This is a genomic window from Segetibacter sp., assembly GCF_025963695.1.
Taxonomy (GTDB): domain Bacteria; phylum Bacteroidota; class Bacteroidia; order Chitinophagales; family Chitinophagaceae; genus Segetibacter.
Genome location: NZ_JAOQAH010000111.1, coordinates 24,487 through 43,222 on the forward strand (window position 1 = coordinate 24,487; position 18,736 = coordinate 43,222).

The 18,736-nt window shown below is 40.4% G+C and carries 16 protein-coding genes; 1 reads left to right on the forward strand and 15 read right to left on the reverse strand.

Annotation, left to right across the window (positions count from 1 at the left end; translation table 11 throughout):
• Positions 1-6 precede the first annotated feature (6 nt).
• The 10 genes from murC to mraZ form a co-directional block, all read right to left on the reverse strand.
• A complete protein-coding gene (gene murC, locus JWR87_RS19160; RefSeq protein WP_297823298.1) occupies positions 7-1,395 on the reverse strand; it encodes a UDP-N-acetylmuramate--L-alanine ligase in 1,389 nt (462 codons plus the stop codon).
• Positions 1,396-1,466: 71 nt separating this feature from the next.
• The gene (gene murG, locus JWR87_RS19165; RefSeq protein ID WP_297823300.1) at positions 1,467-2,648 is read right to left on the reverse strand and encodes an undecaprenyldiphospho-muramoylpentapeptide beta-N-acetylglucosaminyltransferase; all 1,182 of its coding nucleotides are present in this window, start codon (positions 2,646-2,648) and stop codon (positions 1,467-1,469) included.
• A gap of 142 nt (positions 2,649-2,790) precedes the next feature.
• Positions 2,791-4,137 (reverse strand): FtsW/RodA/SpoVE family cell cycle protein, encoded by a 1,347-nt coding sequence (locus JWR87_RS19170; protein WP_297823302.1) that lies wholly within the window; start codon positions 4,135-4,137, stop codon positions 2,791-2,793.
• A 75-nt stretch (positions 4,138-4,212) separates the two neighbouring features.
• The gene (murD, locus tag JWR87_RS19175) at positions 4,213-5,607 is read right to left on the reverse strand and encodes a UDP-N-acetylmuramoyl-L-alanine--D-glutamate ligase (RefSeq protein WP_297823304.1); all 1,395 of its coding nucleotides are present in this window, start codon (positions 5,605-5,607) and stop codon (positions 4,213-4,215) included.
• A 305-nt stretch (positions 5,608-5,912) separates the two neighbouring features.
• Positions 5,913-7,211 carry a phospho-N-acetylmuramoyl-pentapeptide-transferase gene (gene mraY, locus JWR87_RS19180; RefSeq protein WP_297823306.1) on the reverse strand — a complete coding sequence of 433 codons (1,299 nt, stop codon included), beginning with the start codon at positions 7,209-7,211 and terminating at the stop codon, positions 5,913-5,915.
• Between the two features lie 186 nt (positions 7,212-7,397).
• Complete coding sequence (locus tag JWR87_RS19185) at positions 7,398-8,861, reverse strand: UDP-N-acetylmuramoyl-L-alanyl-D-glutamate--2,6-diaminopimelate ligase (protein WP_297823308.1); 1,464 nt, start codon at positions 8,859-8,861, stop codon at positions 7,398-7,400.
• A 48-nt stretch (positions 8,862-8,909) separates the two neighbouring features.
• A complete protein-coding gene (locus JWR87_RS19190; protein WP_297823310.1) occupies positions 8,910-11,012 on the reverse strand; it encodes a penicillin-binding protein in 2,103 nt (700 codons plus the stop codon).
• Positions 11,013-11,043: 31 nt separating this feature from the next.
• A complete protein-coding gene (locus tag JWR87_RS19195) occupies positions 11,044-11,400 on the reverse strand; it encodes an FtsL-like putative cell division protein (protein WP_297823312.1) in 357 nt (118 codons plus the stop codon).
• Positions 11,401-12,000: 600 nt separating this feature from the next.
• Positions 12,001-12,936 carry a 16S rRNA (cytosine(1402)-N(4))-methyltransferase RsmH gene (gene rsmH, locus JWR87_RS19200; RefSeq protein WP_297823314.1) on the reverse strand — a complete coding sequence of 312 codons (936 nt, stop codon included), beginning with the start codon at positions 12,934-12,936 and terminating at the stop codon, positions 12,001-12,003.
• A gap of 4 nt (positions 12,937-12,940) precedes the next feature.
• Positions 12,941-13,402 (reverse strand): division/cell wall cluster transcriptional repressor MraZ, encoded by a 462-nt coding sequence (gene mraZ / locus JWR87_RS19205; RefSeq protein WP_297823317.1) that lies wholly within the window; start codon positions 13,400-13,402, stop codon positions 12,941-12,943.
• Positions 13,403-13,727: 325 nt separating this feature from the next.
• Here mraZ and JWR87_RS19210 point away from each other — a divergent pair, with 325 nt between their 5' ends.
• Positions 13,728-14,963, forward strand: coding sequence for an S-adenosylmethionine:tRNA ribosyltransferase-isomerase (locus JWR87_RS19210; protein WP_297823319.1), 1,236 nt, complete (start codon positions 13,728-13,730; stop codon positions 14,961-14,963).
• A gap of 22 nt (positions 14,964-14,985) precedes the next feature.
• Here the strand turns inward: JWR87_RS19210 and JWR87_RS19215 are convergent, their stop codons facing one another.
• From JWR87_RS19215 to eno, 5 genes are all read right to left on the reverse strand, one after another.
• Positions 14,986-15,927, reverse strand: a complete 942-nt coding sequence (locus JWR87_RS19215; RefSeq protein ID WP_297823321.1) for a DUF6089 family protein — start codon at positions 15,925-15,927, stop codon at positions 14,986-14,988.
• A gap of 64 nt (positions 15,928-15,991) precedes the next feature.
• Entirely contained in the window at positions 15,992-16,633 is a 642-nt protein-coding gene (nth, locus tag JWR87_RS19220) for an endonuclease III (protein WP_297823324.1), read from the reverse strand.
• Positions 16,634-16,679: 46 nt separating this feature from the next.
• Complete coding sequence (locus tag JWR87_RS19225; RefSeq protein ID WP_297823327.1) at positions 16,680-16,913, reverse strand: hypothetical protein; 234 nt, start codon at positions 16,911-16,913, stop codon at positions 16,680-16,682.
• 78 nt (positions 16,914-16,991) lie between these two features.
• Positions 16,992-17,309 carry a septum formation initiator family protein gene (locus JWR87_RS19230; protein ID WP_297823329.1) on the reverse strand — a complete coding sequence of 106 codons (318 nt, stop codon included), beginning with the start codon at positions 17,307-17,309 and terminating at the stop codon, positions 16,992-16,994.
• 67 nt (positions 17,310-17,376) lie between these two features.
• Positions 17,377-18,660, reverse strand: a complete 1,284-nt coding sequence (gene eno, locus JWR87_RS19235) for a phosphopyruvate hydratase (protein WP_297823332.1) — start codon at positions 18,658-18,660, stop codon at positions 17,377-17,379.
• Positions 18,661-18,736 lie beyond the last annotated feature (76 nt).

The following is an 18,736-nucleotide window of genomic DNA, read 5'->3' on the forward strand; positions in this document are numbered from 1 at the left end:
AACTTTTTATTGAATTTCTAATAATACCTTAACCTCCTGAATTAGAACATCGATGTCGCCTGCCCCTGCCATTACCAAAAGTTTTGGACTACTTTCTTTTACCCAATTTTTTACCTCTTCTTTACTTAAAACCTTTTTGTTAGGTATAATCATTTTTTCTAAAATCATCTCACTGCTTACGCCTTCCATCGGTAATTCACGCGCAGCATAAACAGGTAAAAGAATAACCTCATCACATAAATCCAACACTTCTGCAAAACCATCTGCCTGGTCTTTTGTACGGCTAAACAAGTGTGGCTGAAATACCAGCACTAATTTCTGTTTAAACAAACTTCTCACACCACTTATCAAAGCTCTTAGTTCTTCCGGATGGTGAGCGTAATCATCAATTAATATGTGCTCTTTGTTTTTAACAACATATTCAAACCTTCTTCTTACACCTTTAAAGTCAGCTACTGCATCTTTTATTTTTTGGTCAGCTATTTCCAAGTCTTTTGCTACGATTATGGCCGCCACCATGTTTTCTATGTTGTGAAGCCCGCCCATATGTAACGTCACTTCCTTCATCGTCCATGCTTTGGCAACCACATCAAAAACATAAGATCCTTTCTCAACCTTTATTTCACTTGCGTACACATTTGCATCATTACTGTTTAAGCTATAGGTACACTGTTTTTCGGCTTCAAATTCATTGCTCCTGGTTAATCCAAACCTCGTTACCAGTTCGCCTCCCTTTTTTACTTTTTTTGCAAATTCGATAAAGGCATTTTCAAATTCTTCAGCAGTACCGTAAATATCAAGGTGATCAGGATCCATTGCAGTTATCACAGCAACATTTGGCGATAGCTTTAAAAAGCTTCTATCATATTCGTCAGCTTCAATCACACATACATTCTTTTCGTTACTCCAAAAATTTGTTTGGTAGTTGGCAGAAATGCCGCCTAAAAAAGCATTACAGCCATAACCAGAATGACGTAAAATGTGAGCGATCATCGTGCTTACCGTTGTCTTGCCATGGGTACCAGCAACACAGATATTAAAAGAACTTTCTGTTATTATCTTTAAAACATCACTTCTCTTTACAACCTTATAATTGTTGTTTTGATAAAACTGTAACTCGGCATGACTCGCCGGAATAGCAGGTGTATACACAACCAGGTCAACTTCTTTAGGAATTAATAAAAGATCTTCTTCATAATGAATTTCGATTCCTTCTGCTTCCAGTTGTCTTGTAAGAACTGTCGGCGTTTTATCATACCCGCTAACCCTAGCTCCTTGTGTATTAAAATAACGAGCTATTGCACTCATCCCAATTCCACCAATTCCAATGAAATAGAGAGTCCCAACCCCTAAAGGGGCTTTTTGTATACCTGTTGTATTTTTAAATTCATCCATTAATTGTTGCTCCTATTTGTACTACTGACCTTTCGATCCGCACTGTTCTTAAACTCTCCCTTTAGGAAGATTTAGAGGGTTTTCAATATCGCCCTTGCTATTACCTCGTCTGCATTCGTTATTGCCAGCTTCGCTATGTTGTCGCTTAGTTCTCTTTGCAGGTCTTTGTTTTCTGCAAGAGATATTGTCATTCCCACCAGCTTTTCATTTGCTTCGCTATCCTTTATCATCAGCGCTGATTTTTTATTTACCAGGGTTTGTGCATTTACTGCCTGGTGATCTTCAGCAGCAAATGGAAACGGAACAAAAATCGTTGGCTTTTTGGCTACACATAACTCTGTTACAGCCATGGCTCCTGATCTGCTAATAACAATATCTGCTGCTGCATAAGCCATTTCCATTTGTGTTATAAACTCAGCTACCCAAATGTTTTGATGTCCTTTTGCTTTTTCTTTATATACTTCGGCCGTTGTTTTACCTGTTTGCCATATTAGTTGCAGGTTACGTGTTTTAAATGCATCTAACTTATTTGCCAAAGCTTCGTTTATACTTCTTGCTCCAAGGCTTCCCCCAATAGCTAAAACCGTAGTTTTAGTTTCATCGAGATTGAAAAAACGAAATGCCTGGGAACGAGTTACGGTTGACTGAGCAATTGATTTTCTTACAGGATTACCTGTTATTAAAATTTTTTCAGCCGGAAAAAATTTTTCCATTCCGTCTGAGGCAACAAATACGCCGGTTGCTTTCTTTCCAAGTAAAATGTTTGTTTTGCCTGCGAACGAGTTGCTCTCGTGAATAAACGTTGCTATTCCTTTGAGCTGCGCCTGCTTTAGAACCGGAAAGCTCGAATATCCTCCTACACCAACTACTGCATCAGGTTTAAATTCAGCAATAATTTTCCTTACCTGAAAAAAGCTTTTAATAAGCTTTAAAGGCAATCCTATATTTTTTATCAAAGAACTTCTGTTAAATCCCGCGATGTCTAAACCTTCTATTTTATATCCTGCCTGCGGCACCTTTTCCATTTCCATTTTCCCTTTCGCCCCTACAAATAAAATTTCTGTTTCGGGTGCGACATGCTTTATTGCATTTGCAATGGCAATTGCGGGAAAGATGTGTCCGCCAGTTCCACCCCCGGCAATGATAAGACGCGCCCCCCGCCCCGCTAAAGGGGAACTTACAGCACCATGATACCCCGCCGCCCCTGAAGGGGGACTTGCAGCACCATGATTATTTGGGGTTGGTTTAGTCATCGATATTCGTTCTTGTTATTTTGCGTTTTACTCCTGTTTCTCTTACTTCTGGTTTCTATCTGCTTACTTCTTTCTTCCTGCTTCTTAATGTTATTTGGTACAAGAGTGCGACGCAACAGATGTTTAATAGTTAGCCATCTGCTTAGTCCACAACTTCTTCAACTGCTGCTTCCACGTTCTTTCTTTTCAATGCCTCTGTACCTTCATCCGCCGGCTTTGAAGTCTCCCCTTCGGGGGAGGTTGAAGGGGTTTTACCTTCTAATTGCTCCACGTTGCGTGCAACACTCAACACAATTCCTATAGATGCACATGTAAATAGAAATGAGCTTCCTCCCATACTCACCAGCGGCAGTGTAACACCGGTAACTGGTACCAGGTTTACCGCTACTGCCATGTTTGCCATTGCCTGAATTACCAACGTAAAACTTAGCCCCAAAGCAAGGAAGGCACCAAAAGCAAATGGACACTTTCTAAATAACCTGATACATCTTAATAGAAAAATGAGGTACATGAAAATTATGATGGCGCCTCCAATCAGTCCGTACTCCTCAAGTATTACTGCATAAATCATATCGGAATAGGGATGGGGCATAAAGTTTTTGGCTTCGCTGTTTCCCGGGCCTACGCCGATTATTCCACCTTTTGCAATGGCGATTTTTGCCTGTTGTACCTGGTACGGCATTTCATCGGCGCTTGCATACGCAAAATCCTGTACACGCTTAATCCATGTTCCGATTCTACCATGAGATTTTAATTCTGTTATTGCTACACTCTTTGTTTGCTTTTCTGAACTTTTATCATAAGTGCCTAATGCTATTGCTATAAGCACAAGAACAGGTATTAAGGCGATACCGATTGTAGCGAGAATATGTTTTACCTGGGCCCGACCGATAAACATGAGCAACAAACCTGTTGCGCCTGTTAGCAAAGCAGTTGATAAGTTGGCTGGGGCAATCAGCAAGCAAATTATTCCTATCGGAATAATCAGGGGTAAAAAGCCTTTTTTGAAGTCCTTTATCACTTCTTGTTTGCGGCTAAGCTGGCGGCTTAGATACATAAATAAGCCGAGCTTCGCCAGGTCGCTGGTTTGGAAGGTCATATTGATGATGGGAAGTTTTATCCAGCGACTTCCATCATTAATGGTAGCTCCAAAGAAGTAGGTAAAAATCATCAGCGGTATTGCCGCAAGAAACATGTACAATGCAATGCGCGAGTACAGCGTATAGTTAATGCGATGGGCAAAATAGATTACTATTATACCAATTACTATAAATGCAAACTGCTTAAACAGGTACACCTCGGTATTGCCTTTGTACATTTTATAAGCCAACGAACCTGTTGCACTGTACACTACCAATAACGACGTAATAGCCAGCAGTATAACAATACCCCAGATATATTTATCACCCTTGGTTTTTTTCAACAAGCCTCCGCCTACTCCTGCTACAGGAGGCATTTCTGAAAATGGCTTATCGAAGAATTTACTCATATTAAATCAGGTTAAAGTAGGAAGGTGTAGGGTGTAAGGCCTTAAACCCAGCACCCTATACCTTTCACCTTTTTGTTACAACTCCTTCACTGCTTCCTTAAACTTCTTTCCTCTTTCCTCGTAGTTTTTAAACAAATCAAAACTTGAACAGGCAGGGCTTAGTAATACTGCTTCGCCTTTTGCTGCAAGATTAAATGCTGACGTTACTGCGTCGTGTGCGCTTTGTGTATCGACGATTGTTTTTACCACATCTTTAAAAGCTGCATGAATTTTTTTGTTATCAACACCCATACATACAATTGCTTTAACCCTTTCCTTCACCAGGTCTTCAATCAGCGTGTAATCGTTGCCTTTATCAACGCCACCAAGTATAAGGACAGCGGGCTTTTTTAAACTTTCTAGTGCATACCAGGTGCTGTTAACGTTTGTTGCCTTGCTATCGTTTATAAAGTCTACCCCACGTACAGTTGCTACATATTCCATCCGGTGTTCAAGGCTCTCAAAAGTTTTTACTGCCTCCCTTATTTTCTCCTTGCGTATGCCAAGGGTAGACGCTGCAATACCTGCTGCCATTGTGTTGTGTTGATTGTGTATTCCTTTCAGAGCAAAGTCGTAAATACTCATGCTCACTCGTTCTTCCTGTATCTTAAGCATCATCTGTTCCGCTTTGATGTATGCTCCTTTCTTTACTTCTTGTCTCATGGAAAATGGCAGTTGGTTTATATGTAGGGTTAAAGTCTCCAATTTTTTCGCGATCACTTCATCGTCCAGGTTGTAGATGAAGTGGTCCTGTTCCGTTTGATTTTCTATAATCCTGAACTTGCTGTTTATATAATTCTCAAACTTGTATTCGTACCTGTCCAAATGATCTTCGGTTATGTTCAGTAGCACCGCAACATCAGGTCTGAATTCTTTTATATCGTCTAATTGAAAAGAACTTATTTCGGCAACATATAAAGGCTTTGGATCTTCTGCCACCTGCTTTGCAAACGAGTAACCTATATTTCCGACCAGTGCAGCATCTAAACCCGCAACTTTACAGATATGATAAATCAGAGAGGTCGTTGTACTCTTACCATTACTGCCCGTGATCGCCACAATCTTACTGTCGCCCTTGAACCTATATCCTAATTCAATTTCACTAATCACCGAAATTCCCTTTGCTCGTATCTTTTTAACCAACTCATTTTTCTCAGGAATGCCAGGACTTTTCACAATTTCATCCGCACTTAAAATCCTTTCTTCTGTGTGCCCGCCTTCTTCAAATTCTATCCCATTTAAAACCAGCTCCTGCTTATAACTGTCTTTCAATGGTCCTCCATCACTAAGAAAAACGTTGTAACCTTTTTGCTTTCCCAATAGTGCTGCACCTACACCGCTTTCACCACCACCAAGAATAACAAGCCGATGGGCGTTGCCACTTGAAGCACTACTGCTACTCAAACTCATATCCTTTTCACTGTTATTCACTTCTTGCTATTTCTACTTTTTTTATCCGCATCTGTTCATTTGTCAACCTTGTTGCGTCGCACTCTTGTACTGGTTGTTCTTTCCTCAGCAACCTCACCCTCCGTTCCTCTTCTTGAGGAGAGGGAGACCAGGTAGTTATTGTTTACTCATCTTTTAGAATTCAAGCTTTATACTTCAGAGCTTCTTCGACCACCTATCCGTCGCTATCAAAATGTTTCACTCGCTCCCTATCTCTTTCTCAACGCCAGAACCAATCATCTATTCCACATGTCCGTTCAATCCTCCTAATCCAACAAATCCCGGTTCTACCTGATCTTTAAACTCATTATCGAAAACACGACACATAATATCGTTACAATCCAAAACCTCACTGCTATTTTACTTTCATGGTAACCCAGCTTCTGGTAGTGGTGGTGCAGCGGGCTCATTTGAAAAATCCGCCGCCCTTCGCCATATTTCTTCTTTGTGTATTTAAAGTAGGATACCTGCAGTATTACACTTACCAATTCGATGAGGAACACCCCGCAAATAATCGGTATCATTAGTTCTTTTCGGATAATGATTGCCAGTGATGCAATGATACCGCCCAGGGCAAGGCTTCCGGTATCGCCCATAAATACCTGGGCCGGAAAAGCATTGTACCATAAGAAGCCGACGCATGCACCTATGAAAGCTCCAATAAAAATGCTTAGTTCTCCCAGGTTTGGGATGTACATAATGTTGAGATACTCGGCTAGTCTTATGTTACCACTTACATATGCAAATACTCCAAGACATACACCTATAATTGCCGATACACCGGTGGCTAAACCATCCAGTCCATCGGTTATATTGGCGCCATTTGAGACGGCGGTTATAATAAATATGACGATGAGGATATATAAGACCCACGTAAAACTTTGCAGTGCTGCCGGCAGTAGCTTTGAATAATTAAACTCGTGATTTCTTACAAATGGAATAGTGGTGATGGGTGTTTGCACTACTGCAAAACGGTGCAGCCTTCCACCAATCATGCGTGTTACTTCATTCACTTTTCTCTCACCGGCATGTATCGTTGCAGTTCCTTGCCGGGGCATTATTTCACGTTCAACGTTTACACTGCTATTAAAGTATAAAGTTGCTCCAACTATAATTCCTAAAACAACCTGCCCGAATATTTTAAACCTTCCTGCGAGTCCGTCGCTATCCGACTTTTTATAATTAACGCCTTGTTCTTTCGCAACGCGCTTAGATCTTAATTTCAAATAGTCATCTATGAAACCGATGATACCTAACCAAACTGTACTCAGCAGCATCAGTCTTACGTAGACCTTATCAAGGTTTCCGAATAATAGGGTAGGGATGATGATGGCAAGCAGGATAATAATTCCACCCATGGTTGGGGTTCCTTTTTTTTGCTGCTCTCCTGCGAGTCCTAAATCTCTTACGGTTTCACCAACCTGTTTTTTAAGTAGAAACCTTATCAATCTTTTACCATATACCGTAGTAATTATCAGCGATAGCAATACAGCCAACAGCATACGGAAAGTAATGAACTGAAACAGTCCGCTTCCCGGAAACTTAATTCCTGCTTTAGCCAGCCATTGATAAATGTAGTACAGCATGCCCTAGCCCTAAAGGGTATTTATTAAAATTTGATTATTGCTCATTGTTATTATTCAGTACACGAGTGCGACGCAACAAAAGTTTCATGGTAAACTTTAGCCAGGTCAAAAAAACCATTACACCAATTCTTCTTTCTTCCACCTCAAACCCTCTACCTTCCACCCTCTACCTTTCACCTTCCTCACTTACTTCTCAAACATTTCAAACATCTCCCTCAACACCTCTTTATCATCAAACGGATGTTTTACGCCTTTAATGTCCTGGTACTTTTCGTGGCCTTTTCCTGCAACCAGTAAAATGTCAAATGGTTTTGCAAGGCTTACGGCCATTTTTATTGCATCCTTTCGGTCTGTTACCGACATGAACTTTCTTTTTGCTGCACTTCCCAGGCCCTGCTCCATTTCTTTTATAATCTCATTAGGATCTTCACTCCTGGGATTGTCGCTGGTAAAAATTACGCGATCACTTAACTCACATGCAATCTCTCCCATCTCGGGTCTTTTCGTTTTGTCACGGTCGCCGCCACAACCAATTACCGTAATTACCTGCTCATTTCCCTGGCGAAGCTTTTTAATTGTAAAAAGGACATTTTCAAGAGCATCGGGGGTATGTGCATAGTCGATAATGCCTATTATTTTCGTGTTACTTATTACGTAGTCGAAGCGGCCTTCTGCGCTGGTCAGTAAACTCATTATTGTAAGCACCTCTTCACTGTTTTCGCCAAGGCAAATTGCAGCTCCGTAAACAGCAAGAATGTTATAAGCATTAAATTCTCCAATAAGCCTAAAGTGAACCTCCTTGTCATTAACTGTCATCACCAGACCGGTAAGCAGGTTTTCAAGAATTTTGCCTTTGAATTCTGCAAGCGTTTGAAGACTGTAAAAGTGCTTTTTGGCAGCGGTGTTTTGCAACATTACCTGCCCTCTTTTATCATCAAGATTTGAGATGGCAAAAGCCGCAGCGGGAAGGCCGTCAAAGAACTTTTTCTTCACCCGTATGTATTCATCAAACGTTTTATGATAATCCAGGTGGTCGTGTGTGATGTTACTAAATATGCCACCGACAAACTCAACCGCAGTTACTCTATGTTGATGAATTGCATGACTGCTAACTTCCATAAATACATGTGAGCATCCTGCTTCTACCATTGTATGTAACAGCCCCTGAAGGCTGATAGCATCGGGTGTTGTATGTGTAGCCGGAATGATAGTGTTACCAACCTGGTTCTGCACAGTACTTATGAGGCCACACTTATACCCCAGTTTTGTAAAGAGCTTATATAAAAGCGTAGCAATAGTCGTTTTTCCATTGGTACCCGTTACCCCAACCAACTTTAGTTTGGTGGAGGGCTCACCATAGAAGTGGTGGGCCATATTTGCCACTGCTTCGGCGCTGTTGTTTACCTGCAGGTAAGTAATGTCTTCTTTTAAACTGGCAGGCATCACTTCGCAAACAATTACTGTTGCACCTTTTTCAACTGCAGTATCAATGAAATTATGACCGTTACTAACAGTGCCGGTTAAGGCGACAAATACAGAACCGGCCGTAACCTTTCGGCTATCAATCTGAATGTCTTTTACATCCATATTGGTAATGCCGGTAACAGCTTTTAACCGTACGTTGTATAATATGTCTTGCAGTTTTGCCATGATCCTCGCCCCCAACCCTCTCCATACAGTGAAGAGGGAGAAGAAAGCTTAATTGAGTTGAATATTTACTGTTTGCCCTTTTGTAATATTTTGTCCTGCCGGTATAGTTTGGGTTGTCACCTTACCTCGTCCTTTTACGACCACTTTTAACCCTAAATTTTCACAGAGGTAAACGACATCTTTAAGCCCCATGCCTAATAGTATGGGCATTCTTTTCATACTAATTTGCTGGCTTGACAATACATTGTTTCCACCTTGCTTATATATCCTGCTGTAATTGCCTTTTGCTTCATTTGCAGCTATGTTTACTCCTAAATTCTCTGCTATTTTTTTAATGTCTTTTGTATAGCCTGCATAGCTGTACCAACTGCTATCATTTTTTGGAAAAGTGTCAATGACATTGTGTTTTTGATTGACTTTTAAAAGAAATATCTGGTCGGAGATTTCTTTGAAGACTGGCCCGGCAACAGAGGCTCCAAAATAATTGGCAGCATGAGGTTTATTTTTAATGGTAACTATTATAGTATATTGAGGGTTATCGGCCGGGAAATAACCAACGAAGGTGGATTGGTAAATCTTATCATCATAACCGCGGTTACCATTTGCAACAAGTGCAGTTCCTGTCTTTCCTGCTATCCTGTAATAATTGCTTTTTAAACCTTTACCTGTGCCTTCTAAAACAACGCCTTCCAGGCATTCCTGCAATTGTTGCAAAGTGGATTTAGTACAAATACTGTCTTTTAAAGCAATGGGTTGAAATTGCTGAATTGGTCTTCCGTCTTCCCTGATCTCATTTACGAGATAAGGTTTCATCATTCTGCCCTGGTTAGCAACGGCATTGTAAAGGGTTAGCATTTGCAGCGGGCTTACTGTTAGGTTATAACCAAACGCCATCCAGGGTAAGGTTGTATTGCTCCAGCGCTTGCTGCCGGGTTTATATATGGTAGGTTTTATTTCACCATTAAGGTCAATGCCAGTCAAGGTATCAAGTCCAAGTTTTCTTAAATGATTTACAAACTGGTTAGGGTTATTGCTGTAGTGAGTTACCGCCAGCTTTGCCATAGCTACATTGCTGCTGTGTTCAAATGCCTGCTTTGCAGTTACGTTAAACAACCCATGTTCTTCAGCATCGTACACTGTACGTTTATAAATCTGCCACTTGCCACCATTTAAATCTACATTGGTATTTAAATTTATCTTCCGGTCTTCGAGCAGCGAAAGCATTGTAGCCAACTTGAAAGTTGAACCAGGTTCTGTTGGAGTAATGGCATAATTGTAATCTTCCCAGTACAAGCTATCTCTCTCATGGCCAAGGTTTGCAATAGCTTTTATCTTGCCCGTCTTTACTTCCATTACAATAGCACAGCCGTGGTCTGCTTTATTCTTCACCATCATCTTCATCAATGCATTCTCCGTCACGTCCTGAATGTTTACATCCAATGTTGTAATCACATCCTTTCCGTTTTCAGCCTCTACTTCATAATCGTCTACCGGCACACTTACACCACCTGCAATAAAACGAACCAATCTTTTGCCGGCAGTACCTTGCAGATACTTATCGTAAGTAAGCTCCAGGCCCACTTTGTTGCTGTCTCTTAACAATCCTATGGTACGATAAGCAAGCATCTTATATGGATTAAGCCGAATAATTCTTTTGTCAGGAATAAAACCGCTCTTATTTCTTCCAAGGCGCACTAACGGAAAGTTTCTTAGCTGCTGGTATTCCTTAAACGACATCTTCTTTCTCAATAAAAAATACCTGTCTTTTTCACGATAGCCTGTTTGCAAAAGGTATTTATACTCAGCACTGGATTTATCATGAAAAAGGTTTGCAAGACAAATACTCAGAGAGTCTATATTTTCCTTAAACCGCTTCCCGTTTTTATCCCTTAAACCCTCAGCCATAAAGTCTATATAGATGTCGAACTGTGGAATGCTTGTACTTAACATGCTACCATCCTCGCTATATATTGTACCTCTTTCTGCGTCAAGCGAAATAATTCTTTGATGAAGACTGTCACTCATTCCCCTCCAATACGCACCCTGAACCTGTTGTATGTAAACTGCTTTTCCTAAAATGCACGTACCTACAATAGCCATAAGAATAAATCCCAGGTACACCCGCCACAGTATGTCTTTTTTTACATCCACTTTTCTTACAACTTTTTAAAGACGATAGCTTCTAGTTATTCTCTATAACTTTTTTCCTGCTGATTAATTTTATCCTCGACGGCGATGTTGTGTCCATCATTAAACCCATTGGTTCGGCAGCTTTTACCATTTCGCTTTCCCTGCTTTTAAACATCATTTCGCCCTTCAGAGTCTTGTACTCGTATTGCAAATCTTTCAGCTTTCTTGCTGTCTCATTTATCTTCCTTATCCTGTTGTCGCTCATATGACCATTTGCGATATAAACCACCGCGAGGACCGCCAGGAAAAGAAAAAAACCAATATTTCTTAGTATCCAGCTATAGTTAAAAAAGTCTCCAACTGCACGAAATGCCGCATTCTTTTTTCCTGTGTTGTTTTGTTCAGACATTTATTGAGCTACTCATTTTAGCTTCGAGCCTTTAGCTGCCAGCTGTTTTGTTTTAGTTTCTAAGGGTTAAGCTTAGTTAGAATTGCAGGCCTTCATCTTTTTTACTTTGTCTTCGACCTTGTCTTTTTCTACTTTTTTTGGTCCGGGCCATTGTCCTTCTATTAAACATTGTTGCGTCGCACACTTGTACCGTTTATAACTACTCACCAAATTCCTGATCTTAAACCAGACCCCTCCAGGGGTTTAGGGTAAGTATTCGTTGCGTCACATTCCATTCATTTTTCGTAATTCTTTGCTTTTTCCTGCCTTTTGTATTTCTGCCCATTTTAGTTCCAATCCTACAAGAGTGCGACGCAACGATGTTCTAATTTTCCTTCTCCTGCCTGTTACATCCTTCTTCCTTCCCTCTGATTTTTCTACCTGCCGTTAGCTTTGGTTGCAGCTTCAGTTCTTACTTTTTATACCACCTTCCTTTCTTTCTTTAATTTTTTGCCTATTTCTTATTATTCCCAGCTTCTATCCGTTATGAATGCCTTATTGTTCTTTTTCTACTTTTCTATTCATTTATCTCTATGCTTCCATAAGAAGCTGCAGATCCCGCTACTTTCTCTCCGCTACCCGCAGCTTTGCGCTTCTGCTTCTTGGGTTTCTTTTTACCTCGTCAGTACCAGCGGTGATTGGCTTCTTTGTAATAATTTTTAAATCCACTTCACGTTCTTCGTTTGACAAAGGATTCTCGTCCTGCTCATTAAAAGCTCCCTTTTTAAAGAAGTTCTTCACCAGCCTGTCTTCCAATGAATGGAACGTAATGATTGCCGCCCGCCCCCCTGGTTTCAAAATAGAAGGTATTTGTTCAAGCATTTCTTTTAAAGCACCCATTTCATCATTCACCTCAATTCTAAGCGCCTGGAAAACCTGGGCTAAATATTTATTAGGGTTTCCTTTTACAACCGGGCTAATCAAAGCCTTTAACTGCGCAATGGTTTGAAGCGGGCTGCTATTTCGTTGTTGTACGATTTGTTTTGCCAGCGTTTTTGAATTGGTCACTTCGCCATATTGCTCAAATAATTTGTGCAACTGTTGCTCTGTGTACTTCTTAAGGGCCATTGAGGCAGTGTTTTCCTGGCGCTGATCCATCCGCATATCAAGCGGACCTTCAAAGCGGGTAGAAAAACCTCTTTCACCTTCGTCGAACTGGTGGCTGCTTACACCCAAATCGGCCAGTACTCCATCCACCTTTGGTAAACCATGCAACTTCAGAAAGCGCTGTAAGTGGCGAAAGTTATTAGGCACAAATATCACCCGCTCGTCTTCGGGAATATTGCTGACCGCATCAGCGTCCTGGTCAAAAGCAACCAACTTTCCTTCAGGGCCAAGCTTATCAAGAATGCCACGGCTGTGTCCGCCTCCACCAAATGTGCAATCAACATAAACTCCTTCCGGCTTTATTTGTAATGCCTCCATTGTTTCATAAAACAAAACAGGCACGTGGTAAGGCGATGAATGATGATCAACGGGTGGGTTGTTATCTTTCATGTTCTTACGGGTTATTAACCGGTTTATCTGCCATTACTTCGGCTGCCAGGCTGCTAAAATCTTCCGGAGCCATATCGTCAAAGAGCTTCTTGTATTTTGGTGAATCCCAAATTTCAATCTTGTCAAGAGCCGCTACCAGTATGATGTCCTTTGATAGGCCAGCATACTCTTTCAATGTAGGAGGAAGCAACATCCGTCCCGCCGAATCTAGTTCTACCTCTGTTGCCCCGCCCAAAAACTGACGCCTAAATGCACGTACTTTTGGGTCAAAATCATTTAAAGCATTAATTCTGTCAACAATGGGCTGCCAACTACTCATAGGATATAGCGTCAGGCATTTTTCAATACCGCGGCTTAACACAAAAGTGTTTTCCCCTTCCTTAAGCTGCTTTTTAAAGCCAGCAGGTAAAAGGAAGCGACCTTTTGTGTCGAGAGTTGCTTCGTATTCACCTAGAAAAGTGGGCATTTGTTGAAAAATTTTATCAGTCTTACCATTTATTACCACAAAATAACACTTTTTCCCACTTCTATTACAAATAATAATCTATTCTTTTTATCCACAGGCACCCTTGTGTTTAAAACTGCTGTGGTACCAGCTTTGGCCTGTTTCTGTTAGTATTCTGTCAGTTTTGTGTGAATAGCGGTGGATAAGCTGTTAATGGAATTAATAATCAAATAGATAGAGGATGTTTTAAAAAAGAAATTTGTGGATAAGGGGTCCCGAAGAAGTATATGTAGGCAATAAATGTTTGAATCGGCAAACTTCTTATTTTTAAAAAATTTTACCACTTATGCACCCAAGAAATCTTTCGATTGCTGATTTTACATACCACTTGCCAAACGAAAGCATCGCAAAGCACCCATTAGAAGAGCGGGATAACAGCAAGTTGCTGGTGTATAAAAGTGGGAGCATAATTAACTCGACTTATAAAAATGTATCGGAATTTCTTCCGGAGGGATCGTTATTGATATTTAATAACACCAAAGTTGTAGAAGCGCGATTGCTTTTTCAGAAACCTACGGGCGGGGTAATCGAAATATTCTGCCTGGAGCCGGAGGACCAATACAAAGACATTGCTTCGGCAATGTTGCAGAAAGGACCAGTGCGATGGAAATGCTTTGTAGGCGGAGCTAGCAAATGGAAACACGGAATGAAGCTCCAAAAGATAGTTAATGAAGACCGCGGGAAAATTGTTTTAGAAGCATCTATTGCAGGCAGGTTAAGCGATTGTTTTATAATTGAACTGAGCTGGCAACCTCAAGATCTGACATTTGCCGAGGTGCTTCACCTGGCGGGTTTTATTCCATTACCGCCATACCTACACCGCGAAGTAGAAGAAGAAGATAAAAACCGGTACCAAACCATCTATGCGAAAAATGACGGTTCGGTAGCTGCTCCAACCGCAGGCCTTCATTTCACGGATTCTATATTTAAAAAATTAGCTGCTAAAAACATTCAAAAAGAATTTGTGACGCTTCATGTTGGAGCCGGGACATTTAAGCCGGTAAAAGCGGCAACGATGGAGGCGCATGAAATGCATGCAGAGTTTATAGACGTGACTGCTGAAGCCATTCAAAAGTTAATTGCCTTTTTAGACAAGACAATAGTGGCTGTAGGCACAACGTCGCTACGAACAATTGAAAGCCTGTACTGGATGGGCGTAAAGGTCTGCGTTCAAAAAGACATTACACTCGACGAACTTGTAATACATCAATGGGATCCTTACGATGTCTACCCGGCAGGTATAACTGCTGCAGAGGCGCTGCAGGGGCTGATTGACTGGATGTTAAAAAAAGGATTGACAAGGTTAATTACAAAAACGCAAATATTGATTGCCCCAGCGTATCAGCTACAAATTGCAAAGGGGATAATTACAAATTTTCACCAACCTCAATCAACATTATTACTTCTTGTTTCGGCGGTTGTTGGCCGGAAATGGAAAGAAATTTATCAATATGCTTTGGATAATGACTTTCGATTTTTAAGCTATGGCGACGGTTGTTTACTATGGCCTGATGGGGAATAAACTGTATTTACTTTTAAACCTTTTAAAATTTAAACGCGCATCTTAATTGCCTGGTACCCGTACTGTTACCCGTTCTTTCTCTACCCAGCACTACCCCCACCTTTACAGATAAAGTCATGAAGGCATCGTTGTTTTTTGAATGACCCCGGTAAATTGGGATAGAGCCATCTTTGGTTCTGTTGAATAGCGCTCTTGCATTCGCTGCATCGGCAGGAGGAAGGTATTTTGCAAAAAGGTCTGGACGGATATAGACTTTTGTACTTGCATCATCAAGATAGTCTGTAAAAAGCCGACGGTGCACATATTCAACTCTTACATTAAACAAACCGCTTTCAAATTTTAGCCCCACACCCATTGGTATGTTAAATTGTGATAAAGCGTAAGGCTGCCGGTCGGGGTATTCTAAGAACCCCTGGCCTTCGGTATGTAAAGGTTGCAAATTCATCCACTTACCTTTCAACTCTGCCTGCGGATTGAAGTGATACCAGCCCAGGCCTGTAAGAACATACGGCGAAACATTTGGTGCTAATTGAAAATCAAGTAGGAGAAATGGATGAAATTCTAACAATAGACTTACTTCTGCGATCTTGCTTCTGAAGCTTAAATTTCGTACATGTTTCGAGTAAATATTATTCGATTTACCTGTTATCGAACTATCATCCGACCTAACCTCGCCAAGAGTGCCCTCAATTCTCGCACCTAACAGCCCCTGGTAAAGCACCCCTGCGTAGATACTCTTGCTAAAGCGGTTATTTTTCTTATTGATTTCATTAAGGTAAGTGGTGTTATCTGTATTTGCACCACCAATATCAGTTATGCTGTTCATTGCACCAACACCAATTCCAAACTCGTATAAAAGGTCGGTGTTATAGTATTTGTCGTTGAAATAATAGTATTGGCTGAATGAATGGTTGGAAAGGAAGATACATACTATTAATAAAAAAATAGTTTTTAAGGCTTTCATAAGATTACGTCTCAAATAGTCCTTAAAAAGAACGTTATTTTGAAAGTTTTATTTGCCTCTTACGTTATTTGTTTATTAATTGGTAGTACTTACAGGCACTTTTCAATCCACATTCTTCACATTTTGGCGTTCTCGCAATACATATGTAGCGTCCGTGTAGTATCAGCCAATGGTGTGCGATGTATATAAGATCTTTAGGCAGGTGTTTGATTAATTGCAATTCGGCAGCGAGAGGAGTTTTTGCATTGTTTGTAAGACCAATACGGGCAGCCACTCTAAAAACGTGGGTATCAACAGCCATATTCGGCTGGTTATCTACAACTGAAGTGATCACGTTTGCAGTTTTACGACCAACACCGGGCAGTTGCATCAACTCCTCAACTGACAGCGGAATTTCTCCACCAAATTTTTCAATCAGCATATTTGCCATCCCAATTAAATGCCTTGTCTTATTACCCGGATATGAGATACTCTTAATAATATTAAAAAGCTCCTCGTATGTTGCATTGGACAACTCATAAACAGTAGGGTATTTTTCAAATAGGGCAGGAGTGGTCAGGTTAACCCGTTTGTCAGTGCATTGAGCAGAAAGAATAACGGCAACTAATAATTGAAATGGATTATCGTAGACAAGCTCGGTTTCTGCATTTGGGGCGTGTTCGCTAAAATATGAAATAACAAACCCGTATCTCTCTTTCTTAGTCATAGATTAAGAACAAAGATACGGGCCGGTAAAAAAGTAAAAAAGGGGTTTAGGGCTGTTCTACTACTGATGTTCTTTTTGCATAATTAAGAATAGCGGTTATTGACTGTTCGCGAGGACTTGTAATAACCGTATCTAATTGTTGCATCGATTCTTTTAAAGCACCAAGTTTCTCTTTCAGGTTCCAGTCATTTTCTAATGCCTTCTCTATTGCCTGTGTTTTTTCTGGTGATGTTTCTTGATACACGTACTGTATCAGTTCCTCTGTTGAATAATTTGGCATGCTTAAAGAAGTGTTTTCCGGTTTATGTTTTATTGCCTAAGATTAAAAACGGCTTTAAAACTTAAATATTGCATTAAATCATTTTTTTTCTTGGGTACTATCATCTATTATAAAGATTTCTTCGTTTGGTTTTTTTAAGTAGAATTTTTCTCGCGCAAACTTTTCCAGAATGAATGGGTTGTTGTTCAGCTCCATCAAATCTTTCTTTGTAGTAGCAATTTCTTTTTCGTAAAAAGTCTTACTTGTTTCCAGTTTCTGTAGTTCGTGTTTTCTATCCCACTGCGTCCACAAATCGTTCCGGTCAAAAAACAAAATCCAAACAACAAAAACGATGACAGAAGCAACGTACTTGTTTCGTAAGACCTTAAAAACCGTTCCAAATTTTTGCAAAAACATAATAAAAAAAATCGTTAGCTGTAAAGTTATACGAACAGCTAACGACTAGGTAATAAAAAAGTGAAAATTATTTTATAAACTTAAAGCGGCCTTTTGGATAGATCGCGCTGTCACCCAGCATTTCTTCAATTCTAATTAGCTGGTTATATTTTGCCATTCTGTCTGTCCGGCTGGCGCTACCTGTTTTAATTTGTCCACAGTTTAAAGCAACGGCAAGGTCAGCAATAGTCGTATCCTCAGTTTCGCCACTACGATGACTCATAATAGTAGTATAACTGTTCATTTGTGCAAGTTGTACCGCGTTAATTGTTTCGGTTAATGTACCAATCTGGTTTACCTTAATCAGGATGCTGTTTGCGATACCTTCGTTGATACCTCTTTGTAAAATTTTTGTATTGGTTACAAAAAGATCGTCGCCAACCAATTGTACTTTTTTGCCTAATGCGTCTGTCAATTTCTTCCAGCCCTCCCAATCTTCCTCAGCCATACCATCTTCAATGCTGATAATAGGATATTTGTTAGCCCATTCTACCCAATAATTTACCATTTCATCAATGCCTAATCTTTTTCCATCACTCTTATGGAACTCGTAAACACCATTTTTAAACATTTCAGAAGATGCCGCGTCAATTGCAATACCTATTTGTTCGCCTGGCTTATAACCCGCAGACTCAATCGCCATCAAAACAGTTTCAATAGCTTCTTCGTTACTTTGAATGTTAGGCGCAAAACCACCTTCGTCGCCAACGTTTGTGCTGTAACCTTTCTTTTTCAGTACCGTTTTCAGGTGGTGAAAAATTTCAACTCCCCAACGAAGACCCTCGCTAAAAGTGTCAGCCCCAACGGGAACAATCATAAATTCCTGGTAATCTATTTTGTTGTCCGCATGTGCTCCGCCATTCAAAATGTTCATCAAAGGAATTGGCAACACACTGCTATTTACTCCACCAATATATTTAAATAAAGGCAGGTTACTCTCCTGCGCAGCCGCTTTTGCTACAGCCATACTTACCGCAAGCATTGCATTGGCGCCAAGGTTTCCTTTATTTTCGGTGCCGTCTAATTCTATCAGTTTACTATCAATACCAGCCTGATCATTCACCGCCCAACCTAAAAGTGGGTCAGCAATTACATCATTTACATTTTTTACTGCTTGTAAAACCCCTTTACCTAAGTAAATACTTTTGTCGTTGTCACGTAGCTCTACCGCCTCATGTATACCTGTAGATGCACCACTCGGTACTGCTGCACGTCCAATAATACCATTGTCGGTAGTTACATCTACTTCAACTGTTGGATTACCACGGCTGTCTAAAATTTGTCTGGCATGAATGTCTGAAATGTAGCTCATATCTGGTTGGTTGTGTTAATATAAAAATTTGATTTTTCGAGGTCAGCTTTATATCATTTTTAAGCACTGTTGCGTC